General features: G+C 73.2%; 22 protein-coding genes. 8 read left to right on the forward strand and 14 right to left on the reverse strand.

All coding sequences use genetic code 11. The features are described from left to right. Positions 1 to 52: 52 nt before the first annotated feature. Positions 53 to 1369 (forward strand): PspC domain-containing protein, encoded by a 1317-nt coding sequence (locus tag TOK_RS15405; RefSeq protein WP_172457579.1) that lies wholly within the window; start codon positions 53 to 55, stop codon positions 1367 to 1369. Next, positions 1362 to 1574 (forward strand): hypothetical protein, encoded by a 213-nt coding sequence (locus TOK_RS15410; RefSeq protein WP_098958523.1) that lies wholly within the window; start codon positions 1362 to 1364, stop codon positions 1572 to 1574. The genes TOK_RS15405 and TOK_RS15410 overlap by 8 nt, the downstream gene beginning before the upstream one ends. Before the next feature lie 172 nt (positions 1575 to 1746). Here the strand turns inward: TOK_RS15410 and TOK_RS15415 are convergent, their stop codons facing one another. Then, on the reverse strand, positions 1747 to 2688 hold the full coding sequence (locus tag TOK_RS15415) for a methylenetetrahydrofolate reductase (protein WP_098958725.1): 942 nt from the start codon (positions 2686 to 2688) through the stop codon (positions 1747 to 1749). Between the two features lie 187 nt (positions 2689 to 2875). Next, complete coding sequence (gene guaA / locus TOK_RS15420) at positions 2876 to 4426, reverse strand: glutamine-hydrolyzing GMP synthase (RefSeq protein WP_098958726.1); 1551 nt, start codon at positions 4424 to 4426, stop codon at positions 2876 to 2878. Between the two features lie 58 nt (positions 4427 to 4484). On the opposite strand from guaA, the gene TOK_RS15425 reads away from it, so the two are divergent. Continuing rightward, on the forward strand, positions 4485 to 5237 hold the full coding sequence (locus tag TOK_RS15425) for an enoyl-CoA hydratase/isomerase family protein (protein ID WP_141566408.1): 753 nt from the start codon (positions 4485 to 4487) through the stop codon (positions 5235 to 5237). 18 nt (positions 5238 to 5255) lie between these two features. Continuing rightward, positions 5256 to 5723, forward strand: a complete 468-nt coding sequence (locus TOK_RS15430; protein WP_098958727.1) for an SRPBCC domain-containing protein — start codon at positions 5256 to 5258, stop codon at positions 5721 to 5723. A 229-nt stretch (positions 5724 to 5952) separates the two neighbouring features. Here the strand turns inward: TOK_RS15430 and TOK_RS15440 are convergent, their stop codons facing one another. Both TOK_RS15440 and guaB read right to left on the reverse strand, forming a co-directional pair. Then, a complete protein-coding gene (locus TOK_RS15440) occupies positions 5953 to 7077 on the reverse strand; it encodes a GuaB3 family IMP dehydrogenase-related protein (protein WP_098958525.1) in 1125 nt (374 codons plus the stop codon). A 92-nt stretch (positions 7078 to 7169) separates the two neighbouring features. After that, the gene (gene guaB / locus TOK_RS15445) at positions 7170 to 8675 is read right to left on the reverse strand and encodes an IMP dehydrogenase (protein ID WP_098958526.1); all 1506 of its coding nucleotides are present in this window, start codon (positions 8673 to 8675) and stop codon (positions 7170 to 7172) included. A gap of 230 nt (positions 8676 to 8905) precedes the next feature. Between guaB and TOK_RS15450 the strand changes: the two genes are divergently transcribed. Next, positions 8906 to 9262, forward strand: coding sequence for a DUF5319 domain-containing protein (locus TOK_RS15450; RefSeq protein ID WP_098958728.1), 357 nt, complete (start codon positions 8906 to 8908; stop codon positions 9260 to 9262). Positions 9263 to 9347: 85 nt separating this feature from the next. Here the strand turns inward: TOK_RS15450 and TOK_RS15455 are convergent, their stop codons facing one another. The 5 genes from TOK_RS15455 to TOK_RS15475 all read right to left on the reverse strand — a co-directional run bounded on the left by TOK_RS15455 (position 9348) and on the right by TOK_RS15475 (position 15235). Beyond that, positions 9348 to 10775 (reverse strand): anti-sigma-D factor RsdA, encoded by a 1428-nt coding sequence (locus tag TOK_RS15455; RefSeq protein ID WP_098958527.1) that lies wholly within the window; start codon positions 10773 to 10775, stop codon positions 9348 to 9350. Between the two features lie 2 nt (positions 10776 to 10777). After that, positions 10778 to 11350, reverse strand: coding sequence for a sigma-70 family RNA polymerase sigma factor (locus tag TOK_RS15460; RefSeq protein WP_098958528.1), 573 nt, complete (start codon positions 11348 to 11350; stop codon positions 10778 to 10780). Positions 11351 to 12238: 888 nt separating this feature from the next. Beyond that, positions 12239 to 12835: a response regulator transcription factor gene (locus TOK_RS15465; protein WP_013677394.1), complete on the reverse strand. Its 597-nt coding sequence runs from the start codon at positions 12833 to 12835 to the stop codon at positions 12239 to 12241. A 166-nt stretch (positions 12836 to 13001) separates the two neighbouring features. Then, positions 13002 to 14207, reverse strand: a complete 1206-nt coding sequence (locus tag TOK_RS15470; protein ID WP_098958529.1) for a hypothetical protein — start codon at positions 14205 to 14207, stop codon at positions 13002 to 13004. Between the two features lie 2 nt (positions 14208 to 14209). Continuing rightward, complete coding sequence (locus TOK_RS15475) at positions 14210 to 15235, reverse strand: MerR family transcriptional regulator (RefSeq protein ID WP_098958530.1); 1026 nt, start codon at positions 15233 to 15235, stop codon at positions 14210 to 14212. Between the two features lie 218 nt (positions 15236 to 15453). Here TOK_RS15475 and TOK_RS15480 point away from each other — a divergent pair, with 218 nt between their 5' ends. Then, entirely contained in the window at positions 15454 to 15768 is a 315-nt protein-coding gene (locus TOK_RS15480) for a WhiB family transcriptional regulator (protein ID WP_098958531.1), read from the forward strand. Positions 15769 to 15874: 106 nt separating this feature from the next. On the opposite strand, the gene groL is transcribed toward TOK_RS15480, so the two are convergent. Both groL and groES read right to left on the reverse strand, forming a co-directional pair. Then, positions 15875 to 17500, reverse strand: a complete 1626-nt coding sequence (groL, locus tag TOK_RS15485) for a chaperonin GroEL (protein ID WP_098958532.1) — start codon at positions 17498 to 17500, stop codon at positions 15875 to 15877. A 118-nt stretch (positions 17501 to 17618) separates the two neighbouring features. After that, entirely contained in the window at positions 17619 to 17909 is a 291-nt protein-coding gene (gene groES / locus TOK_RS15490) for a co-chaperone GroES (protein WP_013677399.1), read from the reverse strand. Positions 17910 to 18069: 160 nt separating this feature from the next. Here groES and TOK_RS15495 point away from each other — a divergent pair, with 160 nt between their 5' ends. Further along, a complete protein-coding gene (locus TOK_RS15495) occupies positions 18070 to 18702 on the forward strand; it encodes a zinc ribbon domain-containing protein (RefSeq protein WP_098958533.1) in 633 nt (210 codons plus the stop codon). 33 nt (positions 18703 to 18735) lie between these two features. Beyond that, positions 18736 to 19671, forward strand: coding sequence for an aldo/keto reductase (locus tag TOK_RS15500; protein WP_098958534.1), 936 nt, complete (start codon positions 18736 to 18738; stop codon positions 19669 to 19671). An 89-nt stretch (positions 19672 to 19760) separates the two neighbouring features. On the opposite strand, the gene tsaD is transcribed toward TOK_RS15500, so the two are convergent. The 3 genes from tsaD to tsaB are packed head-to-tail and all read right to left on the reverse strand — an operon-like array spanning position 19761 to position 21954. Further along, the gene (gene tsaD, locus TOK_RS15505) at positions 19761 to 20810 is read right to left on the reverse strand and encodes a tRNA (adenosine(37)-N6)-threonylcarbamoyltransferase complex transferase subunit TsaD (protein ID WP_098958535.1); all 1050 of its coding nucleotides are present in this window, start codon (positions 20808 to 20810) and stop codon (positions 19761 to 19763) included. Further along, on the reverse strand, positions 20807 to 21283 hold the full coding sequence (rimI, locus tag TOK_RS15510) for a ribosomal protein S18-alanine N-acetyltransferase (RefSeq protein WP_098958536.1): 477 nt from the start codon (positions 21281 to 21283) through the stop codon (positions 20807 to 20809). Before rimI ends, tsaD begins: the two co-directional genes overlap by 4 nt. Beyond that, entirely contained in the window at positions 21280 to 21954 is a 675-nt protein-coding gene (gene tsaB, locus TOK_RS15515; protein ID WP_098958537.1) for a tRNA (adenosine(37)-N6)-threonylcarbamoyltransferase complex dimerization subunit type 1 TsaB, read from the reverse strand. Before tsaB ends, rimI begins: the two co-directional genes overlap by 4 nt. Positions 21955 to 21970 lie beyond the last annotated feature (16 nt).

The following is a 21970-nucleotide window of genomic DNA, read 5'->3' on the forward strand; positions in this document are numbered from 1 at the left end:
GCGCGGGCCCGCCACGCGGGACGCTGGTGCCCATGGTGGAGGGGGAACGGCGATGAACGGAACGGACGTACAGTCGACCTTGCGGGAGATGTGGGAGACGCGCCCGGCGCGGCCTCGTCACGACCGCAAGGTCGCGGGGGTGGCGGCGGCGATCGCCCGCCGCTACGACATCGACCCGGTGCTGGTGCGGGTGGGATTCGTGGTGGCGGCGATCTACGGGATCGGCGCGGTGCTCTACATCGCCGGCTGGGTCCTGCTGCCGGAGGCGGACCGGGACGACCCGACCGACGGCGCCGCGTCGTCGCAGGGGCCGGGGAAGCGCCCGCACCCCGGGCTGCTGATCGCGCTGATCGTGGCCGCGGTCATCGGCACCGGCGCGGTCTTCGGTGACGGCGGCGGCATCATCTGGCCGGCGATCATCGCGCTGGGACTGCTGTTCCTGCTGCACCGGGCGCGGGGCGCCCGTGGCATCGCCGGACCCGGCAGCACACCGCAGGCCGCCGCGTACGACGCCGCCCCGACCGTCTCCCTCCGCAAGGACGGCGACGAGACGGTTCAGCAGGATGCGCAGCAGGCGACGACGGTCATCGACCCGGTGACGGGTGAGCCGACGCCGGTCCCGCCCGCGTGGGACCCGCTGGGCGCCGCGCCGTTCGCGTGGGACCTGCCCGAGCCGACGCCGCAGCCCGCGCCGGAGCCGCCCGCTCCGCGACGGCGCGCGCCGGTCACGGCGGTCACGCTGGCCGTGGCGCTCGTCGTCGGCGGGGTGCTGGGGGCGCTGCTGCTCGGCGGGGCGAGCCTGGTGCCGCTGCCGACCCTCTTCGCGATCGTGCTCGCGATCCTGGGCGCGGGGCTGGTCGTCGGGGCGTTCCTTCGCGCCGGCCGCGGGCTGATCCCGTTCGCGCTGATCATGGGCCTGCTGACATGGGGGGCGATGCACGTCCCGACGGACTCCCTGCGTGGCGGGGTCGGCAGCACCGAGGTGGCGCCGACGTCGATCGAGACGGTCGCGCCGTCCTACGAGCGGGCCGCCGGCAACGTCGGGATCGACCTGCGCGGGCTGGACCTCTCCCTGCCGGCCGGTGGTGACGGGGCGGCCCTGCCCGCGACGACGGAGGTCGTGCCCGTGCAGACCCGCGGCGACGTGGGCATGGGCAACCTGGAGGTGTGGGTGCCCGCGAACGCGGACGTCACCGTGTTCGGCTCGGCCGGGCTCGGGCACGTCCAGTTCGGCGACCGGGTCAGCGAGGGCAGCAACGCCCACGTCGACGTGATCGACGACCTGGGTGCGGACGGCGTCCGTTCCGGCAAGCCGATCGTCCTGTACCTGCACGCGGGTCTGGGCAACGTGGAGGTGCACCGTGGCTGACAAGCCGACCCCGGCGACGACCCGCCGGTTCCCCGACCTGTTCGCCCTGGTCGTGGGGCTGCTCAGCCTGGGGGTCGCGGGCGCCGCGCTGACCGGGCACGACCCGCTGCAGACCGGCTTCGACTTCCGGTGGGTGCTCGCGGGCGCGGCCGTCCTGCTCGGGCTGCTGATGCTCGTCGGCAGCCTGCGCCGGGGCAACCAGTAAGAACAACGGTGGCGTCAGGGGAGGCGCCGCCCGCCGGAACGGCCGTCCGGGCCGTCCCGCCCTCGGGGGAAGGCGGAACGGCAGGGGACCGGACGGCCCTGTGAGTGGCGATAGTCGCTGTAGCGACTATCGCCACTCACGACGTCGGCGCCACTCACGACGTCGGCGCCACTCACGACGTCGGCGCCACCCACGACGCCCGGGTCATCCCCGCGGCCTCGAGGATCTCGGGGACGCCGCGCTCGTCGCCGACGACCATCACGTGCACCCCGGCGACACCGGGCAGCTCCCGCAGCTCCTGCAGCGTCTCGACGCACGCCGCGACGCCCTCGGCCGCGACCCGGTCGGCCGGGACCCCGCGCAGCCGGCGCTGCAGCGCCTCCGGGATGACGACGCCGGGGATCGACGACATGAACTCCAGCGCCCGCAGCGACCGGATCGGGCCGACCCCGGCGAGGACACCGCAGCGGGTGTCGAGGCCCCGGTCGCGGACCTGGCCGAGCCAGCCGCCGAACGCCGCGATGTCGAAGACGAACTGGGTCTGCACGAACTGGGCGCCGCCGTCCACCTTCTGCTCGAAGCGGTCGGCCGACGGACCGGGGCTGTCGACGGCACCCAGCAGGTAGCGCGGCGGCGGTTCGACGGCGCGCCCCGACAGCAGTGTGCCGTCGTCGCGCAGGGTGCGGGCGGCGGCCATGAGCGCGCCGGAGTCGAGGTCGAACACCGGGGCGGCGTCGGGGTGGTCGCCCCGCTCGGGCCGATCACCCGTCATGAGCACCAGGTTGGGGACGCCGAGCGCCGACGCCGCGAGCAGGTCGGACTGCAGCGCGATCCGGTTTCGGTCGCGGCAGGTCATCTGCATGACGGGCTCGACGCCCTCGTCGAGCAGCGCGAGGCTCCCGGCGAGGCTCGACACCCGCACGTTCGCACCCTGGTTGTCGGTGACGTTGACGGCGTCGACCCAGCCGCGCAGCACCTGCGCGGCCCGGCGGACCGGCGCGAGATCGGCCCCGCGCGGGGGCCCGACCTCGGCGGTGACGGCGAACCGGCCCGAACGCAGCGCGTCCGCGAGCCGGCCGGGGATCTCCGGTGACAGGTCTGTGGGGGTGGTCACGGGTCCATCATCGCGGTCAGTCCAGACCGGTGCGCCCGGCCGCCCGGTACGCCTTCCCGACGACCCGGCCCGGCTGCCGCACCCGGCCGCGGACGTCGCGAGGGCGAGCCCGACGCTCGACTCGTCGCCGACGGAGACCACCCGCCCGGTGCAGGCCCCCGCCTGATCGGGTGACCCTCACCAGACGCTACTCCCACTCGATCGTGCCCGGCGGCTTGCTCGTGACGTCGAGCACGACGCGGTTGACCTCGGCGACCTCGTTGGTGATGCGCGTCGAGATGCGTTCGAGCACGTCGTAGGGCAGGCGCGTCCAGTCGGCGGTCATCGCGTCCTCCGACGACACCGGCCGCAGCACGACGGGGTGACCGTAGGTGCGGCCGTCGCCCTGGACGCCGACGCTGCGCACGTCGGCCAGCAGCACCACCGGGCACTGCCAGATGGTCTTGTCGAGGCCCGCGGCGGTGAGCTCCTCGCGCGCGATCGCGTCGGCGGCGCGCAGCGTCTCCAACCGGTCGAACGTGACCTCGCCGATGATCCGGATGCCCAGGCCGGGCCCGGGGAACGGCTGTCGGCCGACGATCGTGTCCGGCAGGCCCAGCTCGGCGCCGACCTTGCGCACCTCGTCCTTGAACAGCGTGCGCAGCGGCTCGACCAGGGCGAACTCGATGTCGTCGGGAAGCCCGCCGACGTTGTGGTGGCTCTTGATCGTCGCGGTGCCCTTGCCGCCGCCGGACTCGACGACGTCGGGGTAGAGCGTGCCCTGCACCAGGAACCCGACGTGCTCGGTCTCGGCGACCTCGGCCGTCGCGGCCTCGAAGACCCGGATGAACTCGCGCCCGATGATCTTGCGCTTCTGCTCCGGGTCGGTGACCCCGGCGAGCGCGCCGAGGAACCGGTCCGCGACATCGACGGTGTGCAGCTTCGCGCCGGTCGCGGCGACGAAGTCGCGCTCCACCTGCTCGCGCTCACCGGTGCGCAGCAGCCCGTGGTCGACGAACACGCACGTCAGCCGGTCGCCGATCGCCCGCTGCACCAGTGCCGCGGCCACCGCCGAGTCGACGCCACCCGACAGCCCGCACACTGCGTGCCCGTCGCCGACCTGGGCGCGGATCGCGGCGACCGAGTCGTCGATGATCGACGACGTCGTCCAGCTCGGGGCGACGCCCGCGACCTCGCGCAGGAACCGCGTGAGCACCTCCTGGCCGTGCGGGCTGTGCCCGACCTCCGGGTGGTACTGCACGCCGGCGAGCCGGCGGTCGACATCCTCGAATGCCGCGACCGCGACCCGGTCCGACGACGCCGTGACCGTGAACCCCTCCGGCGCGCGGACCACCGAGTCGCCGTGGCTCATCCACACCGGGTGCTTCACGGGCAGCCCGTCGTGCAGGGTGCCCACCGTCGACGTCAGGGCCAGCTCGGTGCGGCCGTACTCACGGGTGCCGTCGGGCGCGACCTCCCCGCCGAGCGCCCTGGCCATCGCCTGGAAGCCGTAGCAGAGGCCCAGCACGGGGATGCCCGCGGTGAACAGGGCGGGGTCGACCGCGGGGGCGCCGTCGGCGTAGACGCTCGACGGGCCGCCCGACAGGATCAGCGCGACGGGCTTGCGGGCCACGATCTCGGCGACCGGCGTGTCGGAGGGGACGATCTCGGAGTACACCTGAGCCTCACGCACCCTGCGGGCGATGAGCTGGGCGTACTGGGCCCCGTAGTCGACGACGAGGACGGTCGGCTGCTGCACCACCCAAGGATAGTTCGTGGCCCCCGCCACCCCGGGGGCGGCGACCTACGGTGTGACCATGACCGACGACCTGGTGCTCCTCGACCGTGCCGGCGCGACCGCGACGATCACCCTCAACCGGCCCGGCGCGCTGAACGCGCTCACCCCCGAGATGCTCGACCGCCTCGCCGCCCGGCTCGACGAGGCCGCCGCCGACGAGGCCGTCCGGATCGTCGTGCTCACGGGCGCCGGCCGGGCGTTCTGCGCCGGTGTCGACCTCAAGGCCCTCGGGCAGCTGCGGATCGTCGACGGCGCGGTGGGCGACGTGCTCGACGTCCCCGCCCGCGCCGTGATCACCCGGTTGACGTCGATGCCGAAGCTCGTCCTCGCCCGCATCCAGGGGGCGTGCTTCACCGGTGGGCTGGAGATCGCGCTGGGCTGCGACCTGCTCGTCGCCGCCGACGAGGCGAAGTTCGGCGACACCCACGCCAAGTTCGGGCTGCGACCGTCGTGGGGCATGAGCCAGCGGCTGATCCGGCTCGTCGGCGTCGCCCGGGCCCGGCAGCTGTCCTACACCGCGGCGACGTTCACCGGGGCGCAGGCGGCGGCGTGGGGCATGGTCACCCGCTCGGCACCGCTGACCCATCTCGACTCCGCCGTCGGCGACCTGGTCGACTCGGTGCTGGCCAACAGCCAGGGCTCGCTCGCCGCCTACAAGGACCTCTACGCGCACGCCCTCGACGGCGCCGGTCTGGCCGACGGGCTCGCCTACGAGTCGGCCACCGGCTACCCGATCCCCGACACCGAGGAGCGCGTCGCCGGGTTCCGGTGAGACCCTAGGGTGCCGGGCATGCACTCGACCCGTGTGTCCCTGCTGGTCCGGGCCCCGCGATCCGTGGTGTGGCGGGCGCTCGTCGACGCCGGGGCCGTCGCCCGCTGGCGCGTCCCCGACGGCATGACCGCCGAGGTCCACGAGTTCGACGCCCGCGAGGGCGGCCGGTTCCGCATCTCGCTGACCTACACCGACCCCGCCGCCGGGTCCGGCAAGACCGACGCGCACACCGACACCTACCACGGGGTCTTCACGACGCTGCGCCCCGAGGAGACGCTCGTCGAGGCGCTGGAGTTCGAGTCCGACGACCCCGCGGCACGAGGCACCCTGACCCAGACGACGACGCTCGCCGACGCCGGCGGCGGCACCGAGGTGACCATCGCCCACGACGGCATCCCCGATGCCGTCTCCCCCGCCGACAACGAGATCGGCACCCGCATGGCCCTGGCGAACCTGGCAACCCTCGTCGAGGGCTCCTACCAGTAGGCCCGGCCTCGGGTCAGGGTCGACGCGGGGCGATCATCTCCGCGAGTCGGGCACTGATCGGTTCGACCGTGTCCAGACGTCCGTCGGCGACGGCGATCACGAGGTCGTACAGCGGGTCGTCGCCGGCCGTGACGACCCAGCCGTTGATCCACAGGAACGTCTCCGTCGCGAGCCGGCCCAGCCGCTTGTTCCCGTCGACGAGCGCATGGTTGCCGACGAGCGTGCGACATCAGCCGCGGACGGTCAGGCCTGCCTTCTGGAACTCCTTGAGGTCGGAGTAGCCGGTCTTGGCCATGGCCCGGCGCAGCGCGCTGAAGAGCGCGACGTCGCCGTACGGGCTGTCCGACGGGCCGAACAGCACCTGCTCCAGCGTCCGCTCGCCGGTGTCCTGCACGGTGATCTCCGACCGCGGCAGCGACGGGTGCGCGGCTGCCGAGGTCCAGTACAGGCCCCCGCCGGGCGACTCCGCCGAGGCGGCGAGCTGCTCGCCGAGCATGACGGCATCGGCACCGCAGGCGATGGCCTTGGCCAGGTCGCCCGAGCCGGCCATGCCGCCGTCGGCGATGACGTGCACGTAGCGTCCGCCGGTCTCGTCGAGGTAGTCGCGCCGCGCGGCGGCGGCGTCGACGATCGCGGTGGCCATCGGCACGCCGATGCCGAGGACGGAGTCGGTGGTGGTGCCCGCCGACTCGCCGTAGCCGACGATGACCCCGGCCGCGCCGGTGCGCATCAGGTGCATCGCGGTGCGGTAGTCGCCCACCCCGCCGGCGACGACGGGCACGTCGAGGCCCTTGATGAAGTCGCCCAGGTTCAGGGGCTCCCCCTGCGAGACGTGCTCGGCGGAGATGATCGTGCCCTGCACGACGAGGATCTCCACACCGGCCGCGAGCAGCGTCGGGGTGATCTCCCGGGCCCGCTGCGGGCTCACGCGCACCGCGACGGTCACGCCTGCCTCGCGGACGGTCTTGAGCGCCTCGGTGAGCAGGTCGGGCTGGATCGGCGCGGCGTGCAGCTCCTGCAGCAGGCGGATCGCCGCGTGCTCGTCGCCGGAGTCGGCGGCGTCGAGTACGCGCTCCAGGGCGGCGTCGGCGTCGCCGTGCCGGGCCCACAGCCCTTCGGCGTTGAGCACCGGAAGGCCGCCCAGCTGCCCGATCCGCACCGCACTGGCGGGCGAGACGACCGCGTCGGTGGGGTGCGTCATCAGCGGGATCTCGAAGCGGTACGCGTCGAGCTGCCAGGCGAGCGTGACCTCCTTCGAGCTCCGCGTCCGCCGCGACGGAACGATCTCGATCTGCTGCAGGTCGTAGCTGCGACGGGCCGTCCGGCCCATCCCGATCTCAACGAGGTCACGCACGAGTGACCAGGGTAGGGGGTGTCCGATGGGGCGCCGTCGATGGGCCCGGGCGCCGGGACCGCGGCGGACGTTCCGTCGCGGACCCCCCGGGCCTACCTCGACGCGTAGTTCGGCGCCTCGACGGTCATGGTGATGTCGTGGGGGTGGCTCTCCTTGAGACCGGCCGCCGTGATGCGCACGAGCTGGGCCTGCTGCAGCTCCGGGATGGTCTGCGCCCCCGCGTAGCCCATGCCGGACCGCAGCCCGCCGACCAGCTGGTGCACCACCTGCGACAGCGGCCCACGGAACGGGATCCGGCCCTCGATGCCCTCGGGGACGAGTTTGTCCTCGCTGAGGACGTCGTCCTGGGCGTAGCGGTCCTTGGAGTAGGACTTGGCCGTGCCGCGCGACTGCATCGCCCCGAGCGAACCCATCCCTCGGTAGGTCTTGTACTGCTTGCCACCGACGAGGATCAGCTGCCCCGGCGACTCCGCGGTGCCCGCGAGCAGGCTGCCCAGCATCACGCTGGAGGCGCCCGCGGCGATGGCCTTGGCGATGTCGCCCGAGTACTGGATGCCGCCGTCACCGATCACGGGGATGCCTGCGGCCGCGCAGGCCTGGGCCGCCTCGTAGATGGCCGTGATCTGCGGGGCACCCACCCCGGCGACCACGCGCGTCGTGCAGATCGAGCCCGGCCCGACGCCGACCTTCACCGCGTCGGCGCCGGCCTCGACCAGCGCCAGCGCGCCCGCCCGGGTCGCGACGTTGCCGCCGACGACGTCGACCCCGTCGCCCACCTCGGCGCGGAGCTTCGCGACGGTCTCCAGCACGCGCCGCGAGTGACCGTGCGCGGTGTCGACCATCAGCACGTCGACACCCGCCTCCACCAGCAGCATCGCGCGGGCGTATGCGTCCTCGCCGACACCGACCGCCGCGGCGACGACGAGCCGCCCGTCGGGGTCCTTGGTGGCGAGCGGGTACTTCTCCGTCTTGTTGAAGTCCTTGATCGTGATGAGGCCCCGCAGGATGCCGTCACCGTCGATGATCGGGAGCTTCTCCAGCTTGTGCCGGCGCAGCAGGCCCAGCGCCGCCTCCGCGGTGACCCCGACGCGGGCCGTGACCAGCGGCGCCGGCGTCATCACCTCGTGGACGGGGCGGTCGTGGTCGACCTCGAACCGCATGTCGCGGTTGGTGATGATGCCGACGAGCTTCCCGTCGGCATCGGCGACGGGGACGCCCGAGATCCGGTACTTCGCGCACAGCGCGTCGACCTCGGCGAGCGTCGCGTCGGGCGAGCAGGTCACCGGGTCGGTGACCATCCCGGCCTCCGACCGCTTCACCACCTCGACCTGCGCGGCCTGCTCGTCGGGCGAGAGGTTGCGGTGGAGCACTCCCAGCCCGCCCGCGCGGGCCATCGCGATCGCCATGCGGGACTCGGTCACCGTGTCCATCGGCGAGGACACGACGGGAACCTGGATCTTGACGCGTCGCGTCACGTAGGTGCTGGTGTCGGCAGCGCTCGGGACGACGTCGGACTCCGCGGGGAGCAGCAACACGTCGTCGAACGTGAGACCCAGCATCGCGAACTTCGGCGGCAGTCCGGTGGTCTCAGTGGTCATCGCAGGCGTTCAGCCCCTCACCGGTCAGCACGTGCGGACGGCCCGGGCGCCGCCCTTCGTCCCATCGTATCCGTGCGGCTCGGCGGGACCGAACCGACGAGTCGCGCGGCACACCCGCACCCCGGGAGCACCTGCGCCGATCGGGGGGCCGTCGATCTTGCGGGTCTCTGTCGTCCCGGCCACGCGCCGGGCGTCGTCGGGGTACGGTGTCGAGCGTGTCGGCCGACGCGATGCCTCCGGATCCCTTCGCGGGTGATCCGCACGATCCCGCCCTCTCCCTCGACGACGCGGCGGACCACGACGACCTCAGCACGCAGGAACGCGAGGAGGTCGTGGCCGACCTCGCCGACCTCGCCGTCTACCAGGCGCTCCTGGAGTGCCGTGGGGTGCGTGGGATAGTCGTCGACTGCGGCGACTGCGGCGAGCAGCACTTCCACGAGTGGCGCCTCCTGCGTGCCAGCCTGCAGCAGCTGCTCGACGAGGGCCAGATGCGCCCGCACGAGCCCGCCTTCGATCCCGACCCGTCCGACTACGTGACGTGGGAGTACTGCCGCGGCTACGCCGACGCCACGATCAGCGACGACTGAGCCCGGCCCCTGACACGCGGGAAGGCCCCCACCCGGTCCGGGTGGGGGCCTTCTCCTCGATCGGTACGGCGTCGTCGTGCCGTGCTCAGCTGGGCGGCGTCACCGGGGTGCGGTCGGAGGTGACGGTCGAGCCCATCCCCGACGTCGTCGACGACGAGTCGGGCTGACCCTCCGAGGTCGGCTTCACCGTCCCCGACGGCGACTGGGTCGTCGTCGGCGACGTGGTCGTCGACGGCGGCGGCTCCGACGTGGTCGGCGGCGCCGTCGGTGTCGACGTCACCGAACCGCCGGGCGGCGCGGACGGTGAGGTCGGCGTGCTCGGCTTGCCGGGGATCTTCGGCGGTTCGGGTGCCGGGGTGCCGTCACGCAACGGCGCCTCGGGATCGGCCTTCTGACCCGCCGGCGTCTCCTGCAGCTTCGCCGTCAGGAACCGCTGGTTGGCCTCCAGGACGGGCGCACCGTCCTCGGGCTTCACCTTCGGCATCAGCTGCTCGACCGTGGTGAGCTGCTGCGCCGCGCCGCTCGTGTCGCCCGCGGCGAGCGACTCCTTGACCGCGACGATGCCGGCCTGCGCGTCGACGGCGGCCTGCCGCGACTGCGCGGTCTCGGTGTAGAGGACCTGGGTGACGCCGAACAGCGCGTCGCCGGGCTGGGCCCCGTGCGCCCCGATCGACACACCGGTGACGGCGACGACGATCAGTGCGGCCGCACCCGCGAGCGGGACCAGGTGCCGGGCCCGCTTGCCGGGACGCCTGCTCGGCCGCATCGGCGTGACGGTGCCACCGGAGTCCTGCGCCGGGCCGTCACCGCCGACGGCGCCCTGCGGGCCGGTGGCCACGAGGTCGGCCCCGGGCCTGACGACCGGGAAGACCGTGGTGTCGACGTCGATCGGGCCACCGGTGACGGCCATGATCGTCGCCAGCGCCGTGTCGGTGTCGACGAGCTCCGGGATCGGGTCGGCGTCGACCTCGGCCTTCCAGACGGCGAGCATCGCGGCGATCCGGTCGTCCTCGCCCCCGCCGCCCCCACCGCCGCCGTAGCCGCGGGACAGGGCGTCGATGAGCGCGTCGTCGGACTGCACTGCCATCAGGTCGGGCGCCTCCTCGGCACCCGCCACCGGCGTGGTCGCGGGCTGCGGGACCCGGGGCGGCAGGGGCCGGCCCATCGCCGGGACACCGTTGCCGCTGACACTGCCGTTCATGTGGCTGCCGTTGACCGGGCTGCCGTTGACCGGGCTGCCGTTGATCGGGCTGCCGTTGATGCGGTTGCCGTTGACCGGGCCGCCGTTGACGTGGCGGCCGTCGCCGTGGCTCCCGTCGACCGGGGGCTGCCACGAACCACCTGGCTGCGGGGAACCCGGGTGGGGCTGCTGCCAGCGGTCCTGCGGACCCCCGTCGCGCGGCTCGAAGGGCACACCGTTGTGCGGGGTACCCGGCGCTGCGCCGTCGGGACGGCGGCGGTGACGGCCGCGGCGGGGGGTCTCCTCGGGACCGCCGTGTTCACGATCGCTCATGTCTAGACCACCTCCTCCTCGGGCATCGACTTGCGCAATCGGGCGAGTGCGCGGTGCTGGGCGACGCGGACGGCGCCCGGTGTGGATCCGACGGCTTCCGCCGTCTCCTCCGCCGAGAGTCCGACAACCACTCTCAGCACGAGGATTTCGCGTTGCTTCTCCGGTAGCACCTCGAGCAGCCTGGCCATCTCGCCGGACAGCTCGACGCGCAGTGCGCGCTGTTCGGGTCCGTCGGAAACCTCCATGCCGTCGGGCACGTCAGCGACGGGTTCGGAACGGTTGCGGGTGGCGGCCCGGTGGGCGTCGATCACCTTGTGTGACGCGATGCCGTACACGAATGCGAGGAAGGGCCGCCCTTGGACCCGGTAGCCGGGCAGGGCCGTCAGCACGGCCAGACACACCTCCTGCGCGACGTCGTCCGCCGAGACGGACGATCGGTCCACCCGACCCAGCCGTGCGCGGCAGTAGCGCACGACCAGCGGCCGGATGATGGCCAGCACACGTTCGACCGCTCGTCGGTCACCTGCCATCGCAGATGCCACGAGTTCGTCGAGAACGTCTGTCGGTTCACTCATCGCAGGCCGTGCTCCGGGTGTTACGCAACATGGTCGACATCATCCGTTCGGTGAGGACGACTACGGACAGTGTCGTAATCAGTCCTCTGCAACGAACACGGTAGCGAAGCCCGGGCTCGAACTGCGGGCAAGGCCTCGATCGTGCGAACGAGCGACGACGCCGAGAGGTCACGCCGCCGAGTGGCGCAATTCTCCCGAGCGACGCCGCCGTTCGGTCTTGATCTCTCCACCGTACGGAGTCATCGAAGAGCGGTCACGGGGTCCCGGAACGGACACGGGCACATCAACCGGCGGGTCACGACGCTCCGCGACGACGGTCGTGGGGCAGGGCCGGAGCGGGACGGCGGAGTCGACCGGCGGCTCGTCGTGGGCGACGGAGCGCGACCGTCGGCGGGGTGCAGCCGGCCCGGCACAGCGGCCCCGGAGACAGACGACTGAGACACAGGACCGAGACACAGGACTGAGACACAGGACACGGCGCGCGACGACAGAAGGTGGCGGCGACCGCGTCGACAGTGTACGCACAGTGGACGGAGCGCACGCGGCGCTCGAGGCGGTCGGACCGCTGCTGCGGCGCCGGCGGTGGGAGGACGCGTCGGACCCGGCGCCCGGCTGGCCGGGATCGGCCGTGGCGACAGAAGGCCACGACCGGGGTCGCCGGGTGACCCGGCGACCCGCGGGGAGCGAGGGGACGTGCCACGACCCGGATCGAGCCCTCTGGGGCGGGAACTCGAGCCGGCCACGCGGAACGCCCGGGACGGAACGATCAGCGGCGACACCAGGGGGGCGCCGAACGTCCGTCGTGGTCGCGTACCGGTTCGGGGTCCGGCACGACGACCGGGTGCCCGGCAAGGGGGTACCGGGCGACCGCCTCTCGGCGGACGAACGTCAGGACACCAGGCCGCGACGGAAGCCGTGCGCGACGGCCTGGGCGCGGTCACGAACACCCAGCTTGCGGAACAACCGCCGCGCGTGGGTCTTCACGGTGTCCTCCGAGAGGTAGAGCTCGCGGCCGATCTGGCCGTTGCTCTTGCCCTGGCTCATCCCACGCAGCACCTGCAGCTCGCGCTCGGTGAGCTGGACGCCCGGGTCGGCCGGGGTACGCGGTGTCGGGACCGCGGTGCTGGCCAGTGTGTGGGCGAGGGCCGCGACGAGCTCCGGCCGGGACGCGTCCCAGCGGAGATAGCCGCGTGCGCCGCCCGCGATGGCCGCGGCGATGCTGCCCGCGTCGTCGGGGGCGCCGAAAACGATCACGTTGGCCTGTGGGTGGGCGGCGACCAGTCGTCGGGTCGCCTCCACCCCGGTGGGAACCGCACGCTGGGTCCCGACCAGAACGACGTCGACCGGCTGCCGGGAGAACCGGGCCAGCAACTCGTCGCCATGAGCCACACAGTCGATCCGGTGCACCCCCGGCACCGCGGACATCACGCGGGTAAGACCTTCGCGGACGCTGCGACGATCGTCGCAGATGAGTACCGTCGTCACGACGATTCCTTCCTGCAGCTTCCTGCAGCCGGGTGATGTGTCACCCTCCTCTTCGGCGGGTGACAGCCTCACCTTGACACGATCAGGGCGAGTTTGTGCCCTCCATTCGAGCGCGTTTCGCCGAGTGGCACTCGTCATGTGGGTGACGAACGTCCGAACGGAGTAATTACATTACCCCGAGCCACTGCGCCACCCACGCCGACTCCCCCATCAGGCGCCTGCCGATCGGGTCCGATCGGGAGTAGAGGACGCCGAGCGTCAGCGCGGCGGCGTGTCGTCGGCGTGGCGCGTCGCTCACCGTGTCATTCGGCGCATCGGAGGATCGATTCACCTGTCGGTCGTTTGCGCTTCCGGAGCACTCGGCGACGTCGGAAGGTCGATGACGCGAGGCGGACGGCAGGGCCGATCGGGTGGCCCCCCGACGGGGCTCCTGACGGCCGACCGGCCGTCGCACAGGGCCGTCCGGGGGATGGCAGGCAACCTCGGCGCCCGATGCGAGTCCCAGCGCATCGGCCCAGCGTCGAGCCTTCCGGACCCCCTCCGCGGACCTCTCCGCGGCGGCCTCGGCGACGCCCGGGCGGTCTGCCAGATCGGCCGCAGCGAGTGCGGCGGGCCAGTGCAGCGGGAGGAGTCCGAGGGCCAGTGCGGCGCCCGCGAGGGCGTCCAGTTCGAGGAGGGCCTCGGGAGCCGTCGCGGGGTCGGCCACCGCGCGCGACACGCCGGCGACCATCGCCGACTTCACCCGGTGCCGCGACGAACGGCTCCCCGCCGCGCGCCGCGCCGCCCCTGCGGCCGCGCGTGTCGCCGCAACGGCGTTCCCGGACACGAGCTCGAGCTCCGCGGTGACCCATCCGGCGCGGACCGTGCACCGACCCTCGTCCGGCGCGGTGGCGGCGTCGGCGGCCTCGCACACGGCGCGGGCGACGTCGAGCAGCCGCCGGGAACCGCACAGGTCACCGATGCCGAGTGCGTCGGCGGCGAGACCGACGAGCGCGTCGGCACGGGCCGCGACGGCGCTCGGACCGTCCGGACCGGCCGGCCGGGACGCGATCCCGGGGTCGGACGCGAGGCGCAGGCCCAGCGCGTCGAGCCGGCGCGCCGCGGCGTGCCCCCCGAGCTGCCGCCGGTGCGACGCCAGCGTGACCGCGGCGTGCGCGGCGACGACGCGCGGTGCGGCGGGGTCGTGCAGCAGGCCCAGCAGCAGCGTCGCGGCGCGGGCGTAGTGCCCCTGGCCGCCGAGGGCGACGGCAGCGGCCCACCGGTTCGCGGCGGGCGCGCCGGGGGCCACGACGACGGCCCGCCCCGGGTCGGCACCGAAGGCGACGTCCCGCACGTCGTCCACCGGGCTGCCGCCCACCGGGCTGCCGTCCACCGTCAGGCCCTCACGACCCCGGTGAGCATGTCGGCGGCCTCGACGAGGGAGGCCAGCCGTGTGGTCGTCGCCGGCAGCGTGACTCCGTCCCAGCCCCCACCACCGACGAACACCCGGTGCCGCGGACGGGTGCGGGGCAGCCCGGCGACGACGTCCGCATCGGCGGACCCGGCCATCTGCGACCACAGCACGAGCGCGGCCGGTGCGACCCGCCGGACGGCGGCGGTGAGGGCCTCCGCCGGCAGATCGGCGCCAAGGGGGCGGCAGGGCAGCCCGCGGGCCGAGAGGACGGCCGAGAGGACAGTCAGCGGCAGGACGTGGTGCTCGCCGGGCATCGCGGCGAGCAGCACGGGCCGCAGGTCGGGGTCGACGGCCGAGCCGGCGGCGTTCGCGTTGTAGACGGTTGCGACGGCGTCGCTGACCAGGTGTTCGATCTCGACGCCTCGACCGTTGGACTCCCAGCGTTCGGCGACGGCGACCAGGACCGGGCACACGACGTCGTCCCAGGTCGCGACGAGACCGTCGGCGGCGATCGACTCGGTCAGCACGGCGCGTACGGCGTGCACGTCCAACGCGAGGACGGCCCGGGCGAGGCCGCGCGCGCGTGGCCCGGCAGCCGGCAGGCGCAGCAGCCGCCCACCGCGGCGGGGACGGCCGCCGGGGTCGAGGTCGGCGGGCGCATGGGCTCGGAGGACCGGAGCGGGGTGGCCCGGGGAGGGATGGCCCAGGGCGTCGGTCCGACGCGGGGCCGCCGGTGAGCTCTCCCGCGGATCCGCCGGCGCGAGTGCCAGCCGGGCCGCCTCTGCGGGCCCGGCCCCGTGGGTGAGCGCGCGGTGCATGACCTCGAGACGTGCGAGGTCGGCGGCGTTGTAGCGGCGGTGATGGCCGGGGAGGTGACCGGTGGGTTCGAGTCCGTAGCGCCGGGCCCAGGTGCGCAGCGTGGCGGGAGCGACCCCGAGGCGGCGGGCGACCGCGGCCACGGGAAGCGCCACGTCGAGACCTGCCTGGTCCACATCGTCCTCGGTCACCGCCGCCTGCGCTCCCTCATCGGGATCCCGTCGCGGCCGGCCGGCCGGGGCGAGGCGGGGTCCGCTACCGGTCCGCGCCGGTCATCGTCGGCCGCCGACCGTCCGGCGGTCAAGCCGAAACGCGTCACGAGTACTCTTGTTGAAGTAGATTTGACGCGATTGACTACGGGTACTACGGCGTCGACGACAACGTTCGAGCAGACAGGCTGGTGAGGGTCGTGGCGGACACCCGACGACTTCCGGTCCCCGTATCGGAGACCTGGGACTGGCAGATGCGCGGCTCCTGCCGCGGCATGGACAGCGCGTTCTTCTTCCATCCCGAGGGCGAACGCGGTCCGGCCAAGGTCAACCGCGAAGCGCGGGCCAAGGCCGTGTGCCGGGCATGCCCGGTCGTCGAGGAGTGCCGCCGGCACGCCCTCGCCACGCACGAGCCGTACGGCGTGTGGGGCGGGCTGTCGGAGTCCGACCGTCTCGAGGTGCTGCACGCCCGCGACCGGCGGCTGCGTCAGCCGCGCCAGGGCGCGGTCCAGTAGCGCGCGCCGTCGTAGCGGAGCAGGAACGACGCGAGGGCGGGTGCGGACACGAGGTCCGCACCCGCCCTCGGCGGTTCATCGAACTGCTATGACATCCCGGGGACGGTCAGTGACCGTGCCCGTGACCGCCATGGCCACCCGCGGGGGCGGCCGCCGGCGGCTCCGGCTTGTCGACGACGGCGCTCTCGGTGCTGAGCACCATGCGCGCGATCGACGCGGCGTTGACGACCGCGGAACGGGTCACCTTCACCGGGTCGATGACGCCGTCGGCCAGCAGGTCGGAGTAGGTGAGGGTGGCGGCGTTGAAACCGTGGCCCCACTCCTGCTCGGCGACCTTGGAGACGACGACCGCGCCCTCGACACCGCCGTTGGAGGCGATCCAGAACAGCGGGGCCGACAGCGAACGACGGACGATCTGGACGCCGGTCGCCTCGTCACCCGAGAGGCCGAGGCCGTCCTCGAGCGCCTTCGCGGCCTGCACCAGGGCGGAACCGCCGCCGGGGACGATGCCCTCCTCGACCGCGGCCCGGGTCGCCGACACCGCATCCTCGATGCGGTGCTTGCGCTCCTTGAGCTCGGTCTCGGTGGCCGCGCCGACCTTGATGACCGCGACGCCGCCGGAGAGCTTCGCGAGACGCTCCTGGAGCTTCTCCCGGTCCCAGTCCGACTCGGCGTTCTCGATCTCGTTCTTGATGAGCGCGACGCGGGAGTCGACGGCGTCCTTGCTGCCGCCACCCTCGACGAACGTGGTCACGTCCTTGGTGACGACGACGCGCCGGACCTTGCCCAGCAGGTCGACGCCGGCCTCGGACAGCTTGAGGCCGACCTCGGCGTTGATGACCGTGCCGCCGGTGGCGACCGCGAGGTCGTCCATGAACGCCTTGCGGCGGTCGCCGAAGAACGGCGACTTCACCGCGGCGACGCGGACGGTCTTGCGGATCGAGTTGACGACGAGCGTGGACAGCGCCTCGCCCTCGACGTCCTCGGCCACGATCAGCAGGGGCTTGCCGTCGGCCAGGACCTTCTCCAGCAGCGGGAGCAGGTCGGCGATGGCGCTGATCTTGTCGCGGTGCAGCAGGACGTAGGCGTCCTCGAGCACGGCTTCCATCGACTCGGGGTCGGTGACGAAGTACGGCGAGAGGTAGCCCTTGTCGAACTGCAGGCCCTCGGTGATCTCCAGCTCGGTGGCGAGCGTGGAGCCCTCCTCGATGGTGACCACGCCATCGGAACCGACGGTGCCGAACGCCTCGGCGATCAGCGCGCCGATCGTCTCCTCGCGGGAGGCGATGGTGCCGATCTGGGCGATGTGCTCGGCCCCGTTGACCGGGGTGGCCTTGTCCTTGAGGAAGTCCGAGACCGCGTCGGCGGCCGCGGCGATGCCCTTGCCCAGCGCCAGCGGGTTCGCACCGGCGGCGACGTTGCGCAGGCCCTCGCGGACCAGCGCCTGCGCCAGCACGGTGGCGGTGGTGGTGCCGTCACCCGCGACATCGTTCGTCTTGGTGGCGACCGTCTTGGCGAGCTGGGCGCCGAGGTTCTCGTACGGGTCCTCGAGGTCGACCTCGCGGGCGATCGTCACGCCGTCGTTGGTGACCGTCGGGCCGCCGAACTTCTTGTCGATCACCACGTGCCGACCGCGCGGGCCCAGGGTGACCTTGACCGCGTCTGCGAGCTGGTTCACCCCACGCTCGAGCGCACGGCGCGTGTCTTCGTCGAAGCTGATCTGCTTCGGCATGTTCGCCTCTCTCGATGTTCTTGTCGTGCGGCGTCCCGCCACACACCACCGCCCCGGTTACCCGTCGGTCGACGGTCGGCCGGGGCGGTGATGACGGCCGGAGTTCAGCCGGGTGGTGTCAGTTGACGACCGCGAGGACGTCACGCGCGGAGAGGATGAGGTACTCCTCGCCGTTGTACTTCACCTCGGTGCCGCCGTACTTCGAGTAGATGACGACGTCGCCCACGGCCACGTCGAGCGGCACGCGGTTACCGTTGTCGTCGATACGACCCGGGCCCACAGCCAGGACCTTGCCCTCCTGGGGCTTCTCCTTGGCGGTGTCCGGGATGACGATGCCCGAGGCGGTAGTGGTCTCCGCCTCGCTGGCCTGGACGACGATCTTGTCCTCGAGCGGCTTGATGTTCGCCACTGGATGACCTCCCCTTCCATGGGGTACGAACTCAATTGACCTATGGCAACTGACAGTCGTCCGGGAGCCCCGCCGTCGCGGGTGCCGGGGCGTCCCGATCGCACTGTGCTCTGGCACTCTACCCATGAGACTGCCAACCGCTCAACGTCGGGAGTGAACCGTGTCGCAGGGAAGTGCCGGACCGGGCCGGACGGGGCCGGCATCCGGGTCCCGGCCACCCCCGACCGCGACCGCCGTCGCCGCGCTCGTCGCGTCGTTGCTGGTCCTGGCGTCGGCGTTGACGGTCTTCCTGCTGCGCGACGACCTGCTGAACCGCCGGGTCGTCGGCACCGCGTCCGCGGCGGCGGCCACCGTGGGCGGACCGGGTACCGGAGTCGGGGCGGGGACGACGACCCCGCCGGGGTCGCTGTCGGCGGGTGATCCGTCGGCGGCGCTGCAGCAGCAGGTCGGGAACGACCGCAGCCGCGCGGAGGGCCTCGTCGGGCGGTGGGTGCCGCAGATCGGGTCGAAGGCGCCGGGCCTGGTCGTCAACGGCCGGACGTTCGACGAGTCGTCGATCCTGGCCGACTTCACCGTGTCCCGCTCGCGGTTCCCGCAGGCGCTGCTGGTGCGCTCCGACGACTTCACGAGCTTCCGCCGCGGCGGCTTCTGGGTGACGCTCGTCGCGCAGCCGTTCGCCACCGCGCAGGACGCCAACGCCTGGTGCGACCAGCAGGGACTGCTGCGCGACGACTGCTTCGCGAAACGCCTGTCGCACACCGAGGGACCGGAGGGCAACAGCCTCGCCCGGTGATCGGTGCGGCGATCGGGCCGTACGGTTGTCGTCATGACGACGATCGGCTCCAGCGACCTGGACGTCTCCCGGCTGTGCCTCGGCGGCAACGTGTTCGGGTGGACCATCGACGAGGACGACTCCTTCGCGGTCCTCGACGCCTATGTCGCGGCGGGTGGCAACTTCATCGACACCGCCGACTCCTACTTCTGGCGCAAGCCCGGCAACAGCGGCGGCGAGTCCGAGACCATCATCGGCAACTGGATGGCCGCCCGCGGCAACCGCGACAGCGTCGTGATCGCGACGAAGGTCGGCAACCTGCCGAGCAGGCCCGGCCTGTCCGCGGCGAACATCGCCGAGGCCACCGACGACTGCCTGCGCCGGCTGCGCACCGACCGCATCGACCTGATGTACGCACACAAGGACGACGAGTCGGTCGCCCAGGAGGAGACCCTCGATGCGTTCGCGACGCTGGTGAAGGCCGGCAAGGTGCGGACGCTGGGCGCGTCGAACTTCACCGCGGAGCGGCTGCGCTCGGCGCTGGAGATCTCCGACCGCGACGGGCTGCCCCGCTACGAGGCCGTCCAGCCGCACTACAACCTGATGGAGCGCAACGACTTCGAGGCGTCCCAGGCGCCGCTGCTGCAGGCGGAGGACATCGCGTGCCTGCCGTACTACGCGCTCGCCAAGGGCTTCCTGACGGGCAAGTACCGCGACGGGGGCCCGTCGGTCGACAGCGTCCGCGCCGAGGGTGCCCTTGAGTACCTCGACGACCGCGGCAGGGCCGTACTGGCCGCGCTCGACGAGATCGCCGCGGGCCACGAGGTGCCGGTGGCCGCGGTGGCACTGGCCTGGCTGGCCGCGCAGCCGACCGTGGCGGCTCCGATCGCGAGCGCCCGCACGCCCGAGCAGCTGGCCGCCCTGCTGCCGGTGCTGGACCTGGACCTGACCGACGACGAGCTCCGGCTGCTCTCCCACGTGAGCGACTGACCCCTGTGCGTGGCGATGGTCGCTCCGGCGACTGTTGCCGCTCACGAGGGTCGGCCGGCACCGCCGCCTCGGGCACGGCGGTGCCGGGGTCAGCTCACCAGGACCTCGGTGACCGGCAGCGACGAGTCGGCCGGCAGGTCCATCGACGACGGTGTGGCGTCGCCCGCGAGCAGGTGCGCGCCGAGCGCGGCGACCATCGCGCCGTTGTCGGTGCACAGCGCCGGCCGCGGCACCCGCAGCACCAGACCCGCTGCGTCGCAACGCTCCTGGGCCAGCGCCCGCAGCCGTGAGTTGGCCGCGACCCCGCCGCCCAGGCACAGGATCTCCATGCCGTACTCGCGGGCGGCCTTCACCGCCTTGGCCGTCAGCACGTCGACGACGGCCTCCTGGAAGCTCGCGGCGACGTCGGCGACGGGGACCGGCGTGCCCGCCCGCTCCAGCGCCTCGACGTGGCGGGCGACGGCCGTCTTCAGGCCGGAGAACGAGAAGTCGAAGGGCGCGTCGCGGGGGCCGGTGAGGCCGCGGGGGAAGGCGACCGCGCGCGGGTCACCCTCGCGGGCGACACGGTCGATGTGCGGGCCGCCCGGGAACGGCAGGCCCAGCAGCCGCGCGACCTTGTCGAAGGCCTCGCCCGCGGCGTCGTCGATCGTCGCGCCGAGCGGGGTGACCGGCCCGGCCAGGTCGGGCACCGACAGCAGGCTGGAGTGCCCGCCCGAGACGAGCAGCGCGAGCGCGGGCGGCAGCGGCCCGTTCTGCAGGGTGTCGACGGCGACGTGCGCGGCCAGGTGGTTCACCCCGAACAGCGGGACGTCCCAGGCCGCGGCGTAGGCCTTGGCGGCGGCCACCCCGACGAGCAGCGCCCCCGACAGGCCGGGCCCGGCGGTGACGGCGACGGCGTCGACATCCGTCGCGGTCACGCCCGCCGTCGACATCGCGCGGTGCACCGCGGGCACCATCGCCTGCAGGTGCGCCCGTGACGCCACCTCCGGCACGACGCCGCCGAAGCGCGCGTGCTCCTCGACGCTCGAGGAGATCTCGTTGGCCAGCAACGTGGTCGTGCCGTCACCGTCGACGCGCACGATCCCGACGCCGGTCTCGTCGCACGACGTCTCGATCCCCAGCACCAGCCCGCTCGTCACGTCCGTGCGTCCCTCCGCATCGTGTAGGCGTCGGCCCCCGACGGCCGGTAGTACCGCTTGCGCACGCCGACGATCTCGAAACCCTCGGACTCGTACAGCCCGCGGGCCGGCTCGTTGTCCGTGCGCACCTCGAGGAAGATCGTGGCCCCCACCTGGTCGGCGGCGTCGAGCAGCCGGTGCAGCAGGACGCGGCCCAGGCCGCGGCCCTGGTGGGCGGGGTCCACGCCGATGGTGTGCACCTCGGCCTCCGGCTGCGGCGGACCCGCCGTGAACGCGAGCCCCGCGTAGCCGACGAGCAGGTCACCGCTGCGGACACCGACGTAGACGTGCCCGGCGCCGATCTCGTCACGGAACGCGCTCGCGCTCCACGGGTCGTCTCCGGGGAAGAGCAGTTCCTCCAGCTCGGCGCAGCGGGCGGCGTCGGAACGCAGCAGCGGCCCGACGACGACGCGTTCCTCGTCCGCGGAGGTCACGCACTCACCCGTTTCCGGGCCCCCGGCTCCACTGCGTCGGGTCGGCGCAGGTACAGCGGGCGCACCGGACCCGGCTCGGCGCCGGAGCGCAGCGCGTCGGCGGCCACCGCGACCAGCCCCGTCACCCCGGGTGTCGCCGGCCCGACGACGGGCAGGCCCGTGACCTCGGCTTTCTCCCCCGCCGCGGCGACCGACGGGAAGCCTGCCAGCCGCTCGACGAGTACCGCGGGCGCCTCGACGTGCGGACCCGTGATGCGGGCGCCCTCGGCGTCGTAGCCCGCCCAGTAGACCTCGCGGCGCCGCGCGTCGGTGACGACGAGCAGGTTGCCGGACAACCGTTGTGCACACGCCTCGCGGGCGATCGCGTCGTGCGAGCAGACGCCGTGCACGGGCTTGCCGAGTGCGTCGCCCAGTGCGGCGGCGGTGACCATCCCGACCCGCAGCCCGGTGAACGGGCCGGGCCCGGCACCGGTGACGATCGCGTCGACGTCGCGCAGCGCGACACCGGCCTCCGCGCAGGCGGCGAGCACGTTGGGCATGAGGAGCTCGCCGTGCTTGCGGGCGTCGGCGGACACCCGCTCCGCGCGTACGACCGGAGCTCCGGCGGGCGGCAGCTCCACCACGCCCGCGGTCACGGTCGACGTCGCGGTGTCCAGGGCCAGAACCAGCACCCGGCCAGCCTACGAG

Source organism: Pseudonocardia sp. N23 (genome assembly GCF_002583555.1).
Classification (GTDB): domain Bacteria; phylum Actinomycetota; class Actinomycetes; order Mycobacteriales; family Pseudonocardiaceae; genus Pseudonocardia.